Origin of the sequence: Paracoccus nototheniae (assembly GCF_004335005.1) — a bacterium.
GTDB classification, from domain to species: domain Bacteria; phylum Pseudomonadota; class Alphaproteobacteria; order Rhodobacterales; family Rhodobacteraceae; genus Paracoccus; species Paracoccus nototheniae.
Map to the genome: position 1 here is coordinate 1 of NZ_RQRT01000019.1, position 14,854 is coordinate 14,854.

Consider the following 14,854-nt stretch of genomic DNA (forward strand, 5'->3'; position numbering starts at 1 on the left):
ATACATCAACGGCTTCTACAACCCGCGCCGCAAACACTCAGCCCTCGGCTGGAAATCACCCGTGGCCTTCGAACAGAGGGCCGCCTAAAATGAGCACCCGACCGGAATAGAACCGGGACAGGTCCAACTTGCCGGGATACCATCTCCGCTGATTGAAGTTGCCCACCTTGGCACGCGCTCCATACTGAAAGCTTTGCTCTGAGCCCCCCTGTCCGACAAGGAAGTGCCGCCAGACCGGCGTCACGGGTTTGTCTGCCATGGCACTTGGCTCAGGCGCGAAATCTAAACCAAGGGGTCGGGCCACGTAAGGGAACGGTCATCCAGCACGACCCTGCTATTTGAGAATGGGCTCCAGAAGTGGCCCCCTTTTTCGCTATAAGCTTTGCATCACAGGCTAGATCAGGGCGTAAAAGCGTTGACAACCCACCTTGGTGTATAACATATTGCCCATGCTGTATGACATCTCGGGAGGATCGGGTGATCAGCAAACATGGGAGGATTTGATGACCGGACCCGCGCGCCTGCGCCTGATCGCCACCGTCTCGGCTGCGGCCTTGGCCCTGTCGGCCCCTGTAGCATGGGCGGAGACGCCCGACGACCAGCTGGTGGTTGGTTTTTCCATGACCAATATCCTGACGCTGGACCCTGCCGCGATCACCGGCAAGGAAACCGTGCAGGTTCTGGCCAACGTGTATGACGGGTTGGTCCAGTTGGACCCGGTGGACCGCACGACGGTCCAGCCCGATCTGGCCGAAAGCTGGGTGGTCGCGCCCGACGCCATGTCGATCACCTTCACGCTGCGCGAGGGCGCCAGTTTCGCCTCGGGCAACCCGGTCCGGGCCGAGGATGTGGTCTGGTCGTTCCGCCGCCTGCTGGCGCTGAACCTTGCGCAGGCCAGCTTTCTGAAAACCTATGGCTTTACCGCCGAGGGGGCCGAGGCTGCCTTTACCGCCCCCGATGACCGCACCGTCGTCGTCACCCTGCCGCAAAAGGTCAACCCGCAGCTGATCGTCGCCACGCTTGGCATCGTCGGCCCCGGATCGATCATCGATCAGGCTCTGGTGGCCGAACACGAGGTGGACGGCGATTGGGGCGCTGCCTGGCTGGCGCAGAATTCGGCCGGGTCGGCGGGTTTTGCCTTGCAGCAATGGCAGTCGAACAATCTGGTCCTTCTGACCCGCAACGACAATTTCTGGGGCGAACCCCCGGCCATGCGCCGGATCATCTGGCGCCACATCACGGAATCGCAAAGCCAGCGCCTGCAGCTGGATCACCACGATCTGGACATCGCCTTCCAGCTGGCGCCCGCCGATCTGGCCGCGCTGGAGGCAACCGAAGGCGTGGACATTCAGACAACCCCGTCGGCCGGTTTTTACTATCTGGCCATGTCGATGGCGGATGAGCGGTTCCAGAACCCCAAACTGCGCGAAGCAATGCGTTATCTGATTGATTATCAGGGCATGAACGACGCGATCCTGCCCTATTTCGGCGAAATGCATCAGCGGCCCATCTCGGGCGGGTTCTTTGGCCTGCTGGACGATCCCGGCTATACGCTGGACCCAGAAAAAGCCAAGGCGCTGCTGGCCGAGGCAGGTTATCCCGACGGCATCGACGTCACCCTGCGGGCGCTGTCGGACGATCCGTTCCTGAACCTTGCGACCGCACTGCAGGGGTCGCTGGCCGAGGGGGGCGTGCGCGCCGAGGTCATCACCGGGTCGGGCGAACAGATCTATGGCGCCATGCGCGAACGCAATTTCGAGATGATCGTCGGGCGTGGGGGCGGCGGGCAATTGCCTGATCCCGACAGCAACATGCGCGCGCTGATCTATAACCCCGACAATTCGGACGAGGCGCGGCTGAGCAATTTTCAGGGCTGGCGCACCAGCTTCAGCGACCCGGACCTGAACGCAATAATCGACGCCGCAGCCGCCGAGGCCGATGATGAGGCCCGCCGACAGTTGTATGCCGACATCCAGAACCGCATCGAAGAGGTGGTCGCCCCGATCATCCCATTCTCCGAGGTGGTGACCTCGGTCGCCTATCGCGATGATCTGGAAGGGTTCGTTTTGAACCCCTCGTGGTCGACCGATCTGGCCACCGTCAGCAAGACCCGCTGAAGCGTCCGCAACCAGGAACAGAGGGCCACGCATGCAACCCACATCGCGCATGACCGGGTTCGCCCGGCAACTGGGCACCATCGCCGTCACGCTGCTAGGCCTGCTGGTCCTGACCTTTGCGATCGGGCGGCTGATGCCTGCCGACCCGGTTCGTGCCATCGTCGGCGAAGAGGCGACGCAGGACACCTATATGCAGGTCTATACCCAGCTGGGCTTTGATCGGCCCCTGCCGGTGCAGTTCATGATGTATCTGCGCGACGTGCTGACCGGGGATTTCGGCACCTCGATCCGCACCGGACAGCCGGTCATCAACGACATCATGGCGGTGATGCCCGCCACGCTGGAGCTGGCGACGCTGGCCATCCTGATCGGCGCGGGTCTGGGCATTCCCCTGGGCGTGCTGGCAGCGGTCAAGAAGGACCGCTGGCCGGACCATGTGATCCGCATCTTCAGCCTGATGGGCCATTCGATGCCGATTTTCTGGACGGGGATGATCGCGCTGCTGATCTTTTACGCCGCGCTTGGCTGGGTCGGCGGCGGCGGGCGGATCAGCGATTATTACATCGGCCTGGTGCCACCGGTGACGAATTTCATCGTCATCGACGCGATGCTGGCCCGGGAATGGGATGTGGTGTGGTCGGCGCTGAACCACCTGATCCTGCCCGCCAGTCTGCTGGGCTATTCCTCATCCGCCTATATCACCCGGATGACCCGCAGCTTCATGCTGGACCAGATCAATCAGGAATACATCACCACCGCGCGCGTCAAGGGGCTGTCCCGGCGCCAGACGATCTGGCGCCATGCCTTCCTGAACATCCGGGTGCAGCTGGTGACCATCGTGGCGCTGGCATACGGCGCCCTGCTGGAGGGGGCGGTGCTGATCGAGACGGTGTTTTCCTGGCCGGGCTTCGGGCAATACCTGACCTCGAACCTGATGACCGGCGACATGAATGCGGTGATGACCTGTGTGCTGCTGGTGGGCGTGATCTTCATCGCGCTGAACCTTTTGTCCGACGTGCTCTATCGCGTCTTTGATCCGAGGACGCGTTGATGATGAGCGACGATTTGCCCAAGGCCAGCAGCCTGCCCTTTGCGGCCATTGCCCCTTCGGGCCGCATCCTGCGCTTTCTGATGCGCCAGCCGACCTCCGTGTTCGGTCTGGTGGTCATTACCTTGCTGGTGGTGATGGCCATCGCGGCGCCACTGCTGGCGACCCATGCGCCCTATGCGCAGGATCTGACGAACACGCTGGCCCCGCCCTCGGCCCGCAACTGGTTCGGCACGGACGAGCTGGGCCGCGATATCTGGAGCCGCCTTGTCTGGGGCAGCCGCATCACCCTGTCGATCATCGCGCTGGTGACGATCGTGGTGGGCCCCATCGGTCTGGCCGTGGGCACCGTCGCGGGCTATTACGGCGGGCGCATCGACACGGTGATGATGCGCATCACCGACATCTTTCTGTCCTTCCCCAGCCTGATCCTGTCGCTGGCCTTCGTCGCGGCCCTTGGCCCGAACCTGCGCAATGCGATCATTGCGATCGCCCTGACATCATGGCCGCCGGTCGCACGGCTGGCCCGGGCCGAGACGATGACCTTCAGAAACGAGGATTACGTGTCCGCCGCCCGGCTTCAGGGCGCATCCGACCTGCGCATCATCTGCAAATCCATCGTGCCGATGTGCCTGCCCTCGGTCATGATCCGGCTGACGCTGAACATGGCGACGGTGATCCTGACGGCGGCGGGCTTGGGCTTTCTGGGCCTTGGGGCACAGCCGCCGCTGCCCGAATGGGGCGCGATGATCGCCACAGGGCGGCGCTACATGATCGACAGCTGGTGGCTGGTGACATTCCCCGGCATCGCGATCCTGTGCGTCAGTCTGGCCTTCAACCTGATCGGCGACGGCTTGCGCGACGCACTTGACCCCAAACAGATGAACCGGAGGTGACATGAGCGTGATCCTGGATGTTCAGAACCTGTCCGTCGCCTATCGCGGCGCCCCCTCGCCTGCGGTCAACCGCGTCTCGTTCCAGCTGGGGCAGGAACGGTTGGGCATCGTCGGCGAAAGCGGATCGGGCAAATCCACCGTGGGCCGGGCGCTGCTGAAGCTGCTGGACAGCGCCGACATCACCGCCGACCGGATGCGATTTCAGGACGTGGACCTGTTGGCCGCATCTGAACGGCAGATGCTGGGCATTCGCGGCAAGCGGATGTCGATGATCCTGCAGGATCCCAAATTCTCGCTGAACCCGATCCGCAAGGTCGGCGATCAGGTGGCCGAGGCATGGCTGGCCCATAACCGCGCCCCGCATCGCGACGCAAAGGCCCGCGCGCTGGAGATGCTGGAAAGCGTGTCGATCCGCGATCCCGAACGGGTCTATGACATGTATCCGCATCAGGTCTCGGGCGGGATGGGCCAGCGGGTCATGATCGCCATGATGCTGCTGACCGACCCGCAGCTGGTGATCGCGGATGAACCGACCAGCGCGCTGGATGTGACGGTGCGGATGCAGGTGCTGTCGATTCTGGACACGCTGGTGCGCGATCGGGGGATCGGGCTGATCGTCATCAGCCACGACCTGAACCTCGTGCGCAATTTCTGCGACCGGGTGCTGATCATGTATGCGGGCCGGGTGGTCGAAAGCTTGGCTGCCGCTGATCTGGACCGCGCGCAGCATCCCTATACCCAGGGCCTGCTGGCCGCCCAGCCCCGCATCGGCGGGCCGCGCCGCCCGCTGCCGGTCCTGCAACGCCGCCCCGAATGGGCCCAGGAGCCGTCATGAACCCCATCCACGTCCGCGACTTGTCCATCACGCTTGGGCAGGCCCAGATCCTCGACCGGATCAGTTTCGATGTGCGGGCGGGGGAGTGCTTTGGCCTTGTCGGCGAAAGCGGTTCGGGCAAATCCACGATCCTGCGCTGCCTGTCGCTGCTGATGTCGGCATGGCAGGGCGAGGTTCGGATCGGCGACGAAGACCTGCGCGCCATGCCCCTGACCCGGCGCTGCCGGACGGTGCAGATGGTGTTTCAGGATCCTTACGGATCGCTGCACCCGCGCCAGTCGGTCCGCACCACCCTGTCCGAGCCGCTGCGCATTCACGCCATCCCCGACCGGGAGGCGCGGATTGCCCGCACGATGACCGATGTCGGACTGCCGCTGGATTTTCTGGACCGCTTTCCCCATCAGCTGTCGGGCGGCCAGCGCCAGCGCGTGGCGATCGCCCGCGCCCTGATCCTGGAACCCGAGATCCTGCTGCTGGACGAGCCGACCAGTGCCCTGGACGTGTCCGTTCAGGCCGAGATCCTGAACCTGCTCTCCGATCTGCAGAAACGGCGGGGGTTCACCTATATCATGGTCAGCCATGATCTGGCGGTGGTGGATCACATGTGCGACCGCTTTGCCGTCATGCAAAAGGGCCAGCTGGCCGAGACCCTGACACGCGGCGCCCTGACCGGCATCCCCGACGAACAGGCCCGACACCCCTATGCCCGCGAACTGATCGAGGCGTCGATTGCCTATGACCGCGCCATGTGACGGTGCGCCCGAAAGCTGGCCGCCCGACTGGCGGCGGCGGCTGAATGCTGCCTTGCCGCTGGCATATGGCGCGCCGGACGCGCAGGCCCGCATTCGCGCAGCATGGGCGGCGGCGCTGCCCGCGCCCGATCTTGTTACCAAGTTTAAGAACGGCACCCTGCATTTCGCCAGCGGCAAGCGGGCGGCGGGGGTGGTGCTGGTTCCGGATCGCATCACCGGCTGCGCAGTGCTGATGCTGCACGATCATGGCGGGCGGTTCGATCTGGGCTGGCGCAAGATGGTCGCCGACCCGCAGGGGTTCTATGGTGGACCTCCGGCACAGCGGCTGGTCGCGGCGGGGCATCCGGTCTTTTGCTTTGATGCCTTGGGCTGGGCGGACCGGCAGATGCCGGGCGATCAGCAGGCGCTGGCCTGCACGGCGATGGGGTTGGGCACCAGCCTTGCCGGGCTGGTCGCAGGCGAGGATCGCGATATCGCCGCATGGATTGCCACCCGCCCCGAGGCGCGGCTCGGCCTTGCCGCATGGGGATTTTCCTTTGGCGCCTTCCGGGCATGGCAGGCGCTGGCCGTCAGCGATCATGTCACGGCGGCGGTTGCGATGTCGTGGATGGCATGGCGGCGGGAACTGCTGCGGCTGCAGGCGCCGATCAGCGCCGGGCAGGCGGCGTTCTGGATGCTGCATCCGTCCCTGAGCGGGCTGGCCGACCTGCCCGACCTGGCGATGGCGGGGGCGCCAAAGCCTCTGTTCCTGCGGTCGGGTGATGCCGACCGGCATCTGCCCCTTTCGGCTGTGACCCCGGCCTTCGACCATCTGCGCCGCATCTGGGGCGGGCGGCTGGATGCAGAGATATTTCCCGGCGGGCATCTGTGCCCGCCAGAGGTTCAGCAGCAGGCCATCGCCTTTCTCAGCTGACGCGGTTGTTTTCGATAAAGTCGAAATTGATATCCTCGCCGATACCGGGGCGGTCGGGCACATGGACCCAGCCTTGCGCATCCATCGGATCGGACAGCTGGTTGAGGTAATCGAACCCGTCATCGTATTCCAGAAACGGATGCAACAGCCCGCGTTCATACCAGCGGCAATTGCGCGAGGCGGCACAGACCGCAAGGTTCATCGCCGTGTTGCCATGCACCTCGCAATCCATGCCAAAGCTTTCGGCCATGCGCATCGTCTTCAGCGCGGGTGTGATGCCGCCGACATCGTTCACCCCGGTCCGCAGGATGTCGCAAGCGCCGTGACGGACCCATTCGGCCCGGTGCCAATGCTTGCCGCCCGCGCTTTCGGGGCCGACCACAGGAATGTCCAGGTTGTCCGACAGCCATTTGTAGGAGGACATGGATTGTTCGTCCAAAGGCTCTTCGATCCAGTCGAAGCCCAGCTTTTCCAGGCCCCGGCCCAGTTCCAGCGCATCGACGCGCGAATACCAGTGGAACGCGTCGATCATCAGATGGATGTCGGGACCGACCGCCTCGCGCACCGCCGCGCAGGCCTTGAGGTCCATGCGCACATCCGGGGCCCAGCTGACCGGCGGCATCCATGTGTGCAGCTTGATCCCGGTATAGCCGCGCGCGACCAGTGTCTCGGCAAAGCGGCCGTAATCCTCGGGTGTGGCCAGCCCCCCCGCCAGTTCGTCCCCGCACATGATCGAGCCATAGGCCCGCACCTTGTCCCGATAGGCGCCGATCAGCTTATAGACCGGCTGGTTCAGCGTGCGCCCGGCCAGATCCCACAGCGCCACATCGACGGCGGCCAGCGTGCGATCGCTGAGCTGCGCCGCCGATCCGCGCTGCCAATGCGCCAGATCCTGCCACAGCCGTTCGCGGTCGCGGTGATCCTGCCCGATCAGGACCGTGCGCACGAACTTGTCTATCAGGTGGGGTCGGACGATTTCGGGCACGGTGAAACTGTGCCCTTCATGCCCGTCCTCGGTCCGGATCGTCAGGATCGAGGTCTTGACCTGATGCGGCGGACCGGGATGCGCATGACCCGCACTGTCGGAATGCCGCCGCGTGGTGCTGAGAAAATGGCGCACCTGCACGTCTGTGATGATCATCTGGTCCTCCGCTGGTTACCGGGGACCATAGGAAAGTTGTTCTACACCTGTCAAGAAGCTGTATGATTGGTTTCGTGCAGAAGTGCCCGATACCGGGCAAGGCTGCCCCTCAGATGGGTCCGCATCGCCTCGCGCGCGGCACTTTCATCGCTGGCAAAGATGGCGCGGCAGATCGCCTCGTGTTCGCCTTGCAGATGGATGTTGTAGTCGCGGGGGCGCACATCGTCCTGACCGGTCTGCAGTTTGCCTCGCGGGATGATCCCAAGCCGGACCAACGACAGAAACTCGGCAAAGCGGGGGTTGTTGGTGGCCTGCGCGATGGCCAGGTGAAAGTCGAAATCCAGATCGCGGGTCGGCTTGCCGGCGGCCAGACAGTCGATGACCGCACGATGCGCGACGGCGATCCGTTCTTCCTGCTGCGGGCTGCGGCGCAAGGCTGCAAAGGCCGCGCTTTCCACCTCGACCGCGATGCGCAGCTCCAGCAGCTCGATGATCGAGGACACGCGCCCCGCATCCAGATTGACGAAGGGGCCGCCCCGCGCCTCTTGCGCAAAGACGCCCGCGCCCTTGCGCGCCTCGACCAGCCCCTCGAAGGACAGGGTGGCGATGGCCTCGCGCACGACGGTGCGGCTGACGCCGTGAATCTCGGTCAGTCGCGACTCCGAGGGCAGGCGATCGCCGGGCTTGACCCGGCCTTCGACAATCTCGTGGCGCAAGGCATCCGCCACTTTCGCGGACAGCCGTTCCTTGGGTCTGGTCATCGCGTTCCCTTTACCTGTCCAACATGTCTTATACAGGCGGGCGGGGCATGGCAAATCTTCTGATGATCCGGGGGGCGGGCTGTCCTGATCCAAGGGAGCCAGGATTAGCCCGGAAAGAACGGCGCCGGTGTTAGGAGGCAGTTCACCTGAGAAATCAGATTTCCCGCCTCGGCACTCATTTTCAGATAGGCGGTCCATGCCGGATCCTGCTGCAGGTTCTGCCGGCGTGCTTCGCGATCAGCGGCATTCTGATACGCCCAGATGTGGATATAGGCGTTCACGTTCCCCGTCTCGGTCGCGGCGAAGACAACCGGCTCGCCCAGATGGCGGCGCTGCGTCGGCCAGCCATGCTCTGCATACAAGGCCATCTGCTTTTTGATCGTGCCGGGACGGCAGGTATAGGTGCGGTGATCATAGATCATGTCAAAGGCCTTTTGCTCGGGATCCAGGAATTCCGGCGACGCTCTCATTATTTCCTTTCCTGCACAAGTATTAATATATATGACTTGGCCTGAACCAGTCTGGCTGCCGGAGGGAGATCGGCGGACAGGCTGGGTGGTGATCAGCACCGGCGGTCGATCCGACCACCTGCTGAACGCACCGGATCGAAACGGAGGAGGATCGATATGAATTCCACAACCCTGATGGCCCTTGCGGCCAGCTGCGCAATGGCAGCCACGCCCATGGCGGCGATGGCCGATTACCCTGAACAGGACATCCGCGTCGTCGTGCCATGGGGCGCGGGCGGCGGCACGGATGCAATCGTGCGAAAGCTGACCTTGTTGGCCGAGGCGGAAATGGGCGGCACGATGTATGTCGAGAATATCGACGGCGGCATCAGCGCAACCGGCGTCAATCAGGTCATGCGCGCCGAGCCGGATGGTCATACCATTGTGGCGCTGACCTATGACAGCATCGTCACCATCCCGTGGCAGGAGATGCTGCCCGGCTATGATATGGACAAGCTCAAGCTGATTGCCCGCATCACCAGCGAACCCGACTCGGTCGTCATCAATTCGGATTCGGAGTATCAAACGCTGGACGCGCTGATCGCGGCCGCCAAGGAATCGCCGGACACCATCCGCATCGCGATCCAGAATATCGGCGGTCGGGTGCATCTGGCGCTGTTGCAGCTGGAACAGCTGTCCGGCACCAAATTCAAGACCGTGTCCTATCCCGGCGGCGCGGGTCCGCAGAAAGAGGCGATCCTGTCGGGCGAGGCCGAGGGTGCTGTCACGTCGCTTGGCGATTTTGCCAACCTTCTGGAAGACGACACGGTGATCGGCCTGGCAGAATTCTCCTCCACGGCCAATCCGACTTATCCCGATGTGCCGCTGGCCACAGATCTGGGCGTCGATCTGCAGATTGGTAGCTTCATCGTCATGGCGGCTCCCGCAGACACCCCCGACGAAGTCGTGGCAAAGATCGAGGCGGCCTATCAGGCGGCTTATGACAGCGCCGAATTCCAGGACTGGGTCGCCAATGTCGGCGTCACCCCCGATTGGCTGGGCAGCGCCGAGGTGACGGCCTGGGCGGAAGAGACGCAGACCGAGCTGTTCGGCCAGATGGATGCGTTGGTCGAGGCGGGCGTCTTGTCCAAGTAACCGGACCCATCCCGCCTTGCGCGTCGGGCCGCTGCCCGACGCGCCCCCTTTCGCATGGAGACGCACATGACCGGTCGCCACAGGCTTCTGACGATGGAATTTGCCCTGCCGGCATTTTTTCTGGTGCTGACGACGATTTATCTGGCCCAGACCTTTGCAATTCGCGGACAGAGCGGGGCGTTCTGGCAAGGGCCGCGCGCCATGCCCGTCGCAGCCTCGGCATTGATGTATGCGCTGCTGCTGGTCGTTCTGGTGCGCCAGCTCCGGCATGATGCCAGTCCCGATCAGCCGGGCGACATCCTGCGGCCACTCTGGGTGATGCTGGCGACCGGCGCCTATATCCTTCTGTTCCAGCCCTTGGGATACGGCCTGTCGACGTTGCTTTTCGTGTCGGCCCTGTTCGTGATCTTTGAATTCAGGACCGCGCAGCCGGTGGCATTCGCGCTGTATGCGCTGGTGGTGACGGCAACCTTTTACATTCTTTATGCGGTCATCTTCGGCGTGCGCCTGCCGCAGTTGTTCGGGGTCATCTGATGGACACGTTCCTGAGCTATTTCAACGGATTTGCGGCCCTGGCCGACCCGCTGAACTTTGCCATGCTGGTGGGCGGATTTCTGGTGGGCACGTTCTTCGGGGCGATGCCGGGCCTGACATCCGTTCTGGCCATCGCGCTGCTGCTGCCGGTGACCTATCAGATCGATGTCGTGCCCGCGCTGATCATGTGCGCCTCGATTTTCATGTCGGGGATGTATTCCGGTTCGATCACCGCGATTACCATCAACATTCCCGGCGCGCCGTCCTCGATGATGACCGCGCTGGACGGCAACAAGCTGATGAAGCGCGGCAAGGGCGCGAACGCCCTTGGTCATGCCGCATTGGGATCGATGATCGGCGGAACGCTTGGTGCCGTGCTGCTGATGGCCTTCATGCCGATCGCGGCCAAGGTGTCGCTGCTGATCCAGACGCCGGGAAAGTTCTCGCTGATCCTGTTCGCCCTCATCGTCATTGTCATCGTCGAAAAGGGCAACCTGACGAAAGCCGCCATCGCCATGCTGCTGGGCCTGATGATCGCCACCATCGGCATTGATGAACTGCTTTCCGTCCCCCGGTTCACCTTCGGCACCGAAAACCTGATCGAGGGGATCGATCTGATGCCGCTGGTGATCGGCGCCTTTGCGATCAGCGAAATTCTGGTGCAGGCGCAGAACTGGCGTCTGGAAAAGCAGATCGATCTGCAGGCGGTGAACAGCATCAGGATCACCCGGCGCGACTTTATCCCGCTGTGGTCCGAGGTCCGCGAGATCGGGATCTGGGTCTATCTGAAAAGCACCGTCATCGGCTATCTGATCGGCATCCTGCCCGGTGCGGGCGGGTCGATGGCCGCCTTCGTGTCCTATATCGAAGCGCGCCGGTCATCCCGCAAGCCCGAGGAATACGGTCAGGGCAGCCGCGAGGGGATCGCGGCGGCAGAGACGGCCAACAATGCCATGTGCGGCGGCGCCTTCGTGCCCATGCTGATGTTTGGCATTCCCGGCGATCCGACCACGGCGATCGTGCTGGGGGTGCTGGTCATCAACGGTCTGCAGCCCGGCGCGCGGCTGCTGGAAAATCAAGCCGATCTGATCTCGCCGATGTTTGCGGCACTGATCGTCAGCGCGCTGATCCTGATTCCGCTGACGCTGTATCTTTTGGGACCGCTGTTTCTGAAGATGGTCACCATCTCTCGGGGGCTGCTCTACAGCGGGATCGCGGTGGTGGCGCTGGTGGGCAGCTATGTCGCCACGCTGTCGGTCTTTCAGATGTCGCTGTCGCTGGTGCTGGGCATTCTGGCCTTCTATATGCGGCGCCAGAACTATTCGACCGTGGCGATGCTGCTGGGCTTTATTCTGGGACCGGATCTGGAACAATATTTCAGGCGCGCCATGTCGCTGTCCGACAATAATCCGCTGATCTTTCTGACCAGCCCTGACAGTCTATTCTTCCTGCTTCTGACGGCGGCCTTCGTCTACATGATCGTGATCCGCAAGCCGAAATCCCTGCCCGCAGCATAACGGCCCGGCCCCACAAGGGGCCGGAGCATCCCCACCCGGCGCGGTGCCTCCTATACCGGTTCACCCGCGCCCGCTCAAAAGGAAAGACGCATCATGCGCCATGGCGGACAAATTCTGATCGACCAACTGAAGATTCAGGGCGTCAGCCGCGTCTTTTCCGTGCCCGGCGAAAGCTTTCTGGCGGCGCTGGATGCCCTGCATGATGCGTCGATAGAAAACATTGTCTGCCGTCAGGAAGGCAGCGCCGCGATGATGGCAGAGGCGCATGGAAAGCTGACCGGCCGGCCCGGCATTTGCTTTGTGACCAGAGGACCGGGTGCGACCAACGCGTCTGCGGGGGTGCATGTGGCGCGGCAGGATTCGACGCCGATGATCCTGTTCGTCGGTCAGATCGACCGCGCCCATCGCGACCGGGAAGCGTTTCAAGAGGTCGATTACCGCGCAATGTTCGGTCCGCTGGCCAAATGGGTGGCAGAAATAGATCAGATCGACCGCCTGCCCGAATATATCTCGCGTGCGTTCCATGTGGCGATGTCGGGGCGTCCCGGCCCCGTGGTGCTGGCCCTCCCCGAAGATATGCTGTCCTCCCGCGCCGCGGTTCCCGATATCGCCGCGTTGGCGCCGGTCCCGGGCACCGCCGGCACCGCGCAACTCGATGCCGTGACGACGGCCCTGGGCCGGGCACGGCGACCGCTGCTGATGGTAGGTGGCACGTTGTGGGACCAGCAGGCATCCGATGATCTGGCGCGCTTTGCCCAAGGCTGGAACCTGCCGGTCGCTGTCCCCTTTCGCAGGCAATGCCATCTGGACAACCGCCATCCAAACTATGTCGGCGATCTAGGCATCGGCATGAACCCCAAACTGGGCGCGCGTCTGGCGGATGCCGACTGCCTTGTGATGATCGGCGGCAGGCTGGGCGACAGCATGACCCGGGGATACGATCTGATCGATCCGGCGAACCCCGGCAAGACCATCGTGCATGTCTATCCCGACGCGTCAGAGCTGGGCCGCGTCTATCGTCCCGATGTTGGAATCGTGGCCTCCGCGGCGGACATGCTGGCGGCCCTGGCGCGGACCGCGCCGGGCGCCATCGTCTGGAATGACTGGACCGCCGCCGCCCGCTTGGAATACGAGGCCTGGATCGCCCCGAAGGAAACCCCCGGTCGCGTCAAGATGGAACAGATCGTCCGCTGGCTGTCCGACAACCTGCCCGAGGATTCCATCCTGACCAATGGCGCGGGCAATTATGCAGCGTTCCTGCATCGCTATTTCGTCTACAAGCAGCCCTTCACCCAGTTGGCTCCGACCTCCGGCAGCATGGGATACGGCTTTCCGGCCGCCGTGTCGGCGGCCATCGAACATCCGGAGCGGACGGTCGTCTGTCTGGCGGGCGACGGCTGTTTCCAGATGACCCTGAACGAGATGTCCACAGCGGTGCAATATGGCGCGGCCCCGATCGTCATCGTCGCCAATAACGGCCAATACGGGACCATCCGGATGCACCAGGAGCGACATTACCCGGGCCGCGTCTCGGGTACCGCCCTGGCCAACCCCGATTTCGCGGCACTGGCGCGGGCCTATGGCGGATCGGGCGAAGTCGTCCACGACACGGCGGATTTCCCGGCAGCCTTCGCGCGGGCCCGGGCATCGGGCACGCTGGCGATCATCGAATTGCGTCTGGACCCCGAGGCCCTGTCGTCAGGCGCCACCCTGTCCCAGATCCGTGCGCAGGGTCAAAAGGCACAAGAATAGCCACGTCACCGCGTGAGCCGCACGAAATGACACAAGGAATGCACATTGGCCAGATCGTCACTGAAGGATTGCACCGGACTGCATGTCGTCGCCCAGACCCCGTTTCACGCCGATGGCGCGCTGGATCTGGACAGCATCGACACCCTCTCGGCTTTCTATTACGGCCATGGCGCACGGGGCCTGACGATCCTGGGTGTCAGCGGAGAGCAGGCCAAGCTGACTGCGGACGAAGCGGTTCAGGTCGCCAGCCGGTTCATCCAGGTCGCAGATGGTCATCGGATCATCGTCGGCGTGTCCAGTGCAAGCCTGGCCCAACTGGTGACCGTTGCGCGGGATGCGATGACGGAAGGCGCCGATGCCGTGATGATCTGCCCACCGCGCGGGATACAGACGGACGAGGATCTGATGCGGTACTTCGATGCCGTCTTCGCACGCATCGAAGATACCCCGACCGTCCTGCAGGATTTCCCGGTTCATTCCGGGGTTAGAATGTCGCCGCCGCTGATGCGCCGGCTGGTGGACGCATTTCCGCAGATCGGTGTCATCAAAGAAGAGGATCTTCCAAGCGTCACCAAGATCACCCGGCTTCGCGACGAACTGGGTCACCGCGTGCGGATCCTGACCGGCAATAACGGCCTGTATCTTCCTCAGGAACTGGCGCGTGGCGCGGACGGGCCGATGGCAGGCTTTTCCTTTCCAGAGATGCTGTCGGGCGTGCATGATCTTTTTGCCGCCGGCGATCCATCGGCAGCACATGATCTGTTTGACCGCCACCTGCCCCTTTTGCGCTACGAGGCCCAGGGCGAATGGGGGATCGCGATCCGCAAAGAGGTCATGCGTCAACGCGGGGCGCTGAACTGTTCGGCCATGCGCATGCCCGGACCCGTTCTGTCGGCGCTGGACAAACGCGAGATTGCCACAATGATCGACCGCATGACCACGGATTTTCACTTTGACCCCGGAAGCGCGGACTGAAATAGCTGT

Annotated in this window: 14 protein-coding genes; 11 read left to right on the forward strand and 3 right to left on the reverse strand. The window is 63.4% G+C overall.

What is annotated here, in order from left to right; translation table 11 throughout:
- The first annotated feature begins 503 nt into the window (after positions 1-503).
- The 6 genes from EG885_RS09200 to EG885_RS09225 are packed head-to-tail and all read left to right on the forward strand — an operon-like array spanning position 504 to position 6,561.
- Entirely contained in the window at positions 504-2,117 is a 1,614-nt protein-coding gene (locus EG885_RS09200) for an ABC transporter substrate-binding protein (RefSeq protein WP_131574189.1), read from the forward strand.
- Positions 2,118-2,148: 31 nt separating this feature from the next.
- Positions 2,149-3,168: an ABC transporter permease gene (locus EG885_RS09205; protein ID WP_131574190.1), complete on the forward strand. Its 1,020-nt coding sequence runs from the start codon at positions 2,149-2,151 to the stop codon at positions 3,166-3,168.
- Between the two features lie 2 nt (positions 3,169-3,170).
- Entirely contained in the window at positions 3,171-4,061 is an 891-nt protein-coding gene (locus EG885_RS09210; protein WP_131574233.1) for an ABC transporter permease, read from the forward strand.
- A gap of 1 nt (position 4,062) precedes the next feature.
- Positions 4,063-4,896, forward strand: a complete 834-nt coding sequence (locus tag EG885_RS09215) for an ABC transporter ATP-binding protein (RefSeq protein ID WP_131574191.1) — start codon at positions 4,063-4,065, stop codon at positions 4,894-4,896.
- The gene (locus EG885_RS09220; protein ID WP_131574192.1) at positions 4,893-5,648 is read left to right on the forward strand and encodes an ABC transporter ATP-binding protein; all 756 of its coding nucleotides are present in this window, start codon (positions 4,893-4,895) and stop codon (positions 5,646-5,648) included. Before EG885_RS09215 ends, EG885_RS09220 begins: the two co-directional genes overlap by 4 nt.
- Positions 5,632-6,561, forward strand: coding sequence for a hypothetical protein (locus tag EG885_RS09225; protein ID WP_131574193.1), 930 nt, complete (start codon positions 5,632-5,634; stop codon positions 6,559-6,561). Before EG885_RS09220 ends, EG885_RS09225 begins: the two co-directional genes overlap by 17 nt.
- Here the strand turns inward: EG885_RS09225 and EG885_RS09230 are convergent.
- From EG885_RS09230 to EG885_RS09240, 3 genes are all read right to left on the reverse strand, one after another.
- Positions 6,554-7,702 (reverse strand): mandelate racemase family protein, encoded by a 1,149-nt coding sequence (locus tag EG885_RS09230; protein WP_131574194.1) that lies wholly within the window; start codon positions 7,700-7,702, stop codon positions 6,554-6,556. The two genes, EG885_RS09225 and EG885_RS09230, sit on opposite strands and share 8 nt — an antisense overlap.
- A gap of 50 nt (positions 7,703-7,752) precedes the next feature.
- The gene (locus tag EG885_RS09235) at positions 7,753-8,463 is read right to left on the reverse strand and encodes a FadR/GntR family transcriptional regulator (RefSeq protein ID WP_131574195.1); all 711 of its coding nucleotides are present in this window, start codon (positions 8,461-8,463) and stop codon (positions 7,753-7,755) included.
- A gap of 104 nt (positions 8,464-8,567) precedes the next feature.
- Positions 8,568-9,032 (reverse strand): NIPSNAP family protein, encoded by a 465-nt coding sequence (locus EG885_RS09240; RefSeq protein WP_242679577.1) that lies wholly within the window; start codon positions 9,030-9,032, stop codon positions 8,568-8,570.
- 57 nt (positions 9,033-9,089) lie between these two features.
- On the opposite strand from EG885_RS09240, the gene EG885_RS09245 reads away from it, so the two are divergent.
- From EG885_RS09245 to EG885_RS09265, 5 genes are all read left to right on the forward strand, one after another.
- Positions 9,090-10,067 (forward strand): Bug family tripartite tricarboxylate transporter substrate binding protein, encoded by a 978-nt coding sequence (locus tag EG885_RS09245; protein ID WP_131574196.1) that lies wholly within the window; start codon positions 9,090-9,092, stop codon positions 10,065-10,067.
- A gap of 93 nt (positions 10,068-10,160) precedes the next feature.
- The gene (locus EG885_RS09250; protein WP_165571092.1) at positions 10,161-10,601 is read left to right on the forward strand and encodes a tripartite tricarboxylate transporter TctB family protein; all 441 of its coding nucleotides are present in this window, start codon (positions 10,161-10,163) and stop codon (positions 10,599-10,601) included.
- Complete coding sequence (locus EG885_RS09255) at positions 10,601-12,118, forward strand: tripartite tricarboxylate transporter permease (RefSeq protein ID WP_131574198.1); 1,518 nt, start codon at positions 10,601-10,603, stop codon at positions 12,116-12,118. The genes EG885_RS09250 and EG885_RS09255 overlap by 1 nt, the downstream gene beginning before the upstream one ends.
- Before the next feature lie 93 nt (positions 12,119-12,211).
- Complete coding sequence (locus EG885_RS09260; protein WP_131574199.1) at positions 12,212-13,870, forward strand: thiamine pyrophosphate-binding protein; 1,659 nt, start codon at positions 12,212-12,214, stop codon at positions 13,868-13,870.
- A gap of 45 nt (positions 13,871-13,915) precedes the next feature.
- Positions 13,916-14,845 (forward strand): dihydrodipicolinate synthase family protein, encoded by a 930-nt coding sequence (locus EG885_RS09265; protein ID WP_131574200.1) that lies wholly within the window; start codon positions 13,916-13,918, stop codon positions 14,843-14,845.
- Positions 14,846-14,854: the final 9 nt, after the last annotated feature.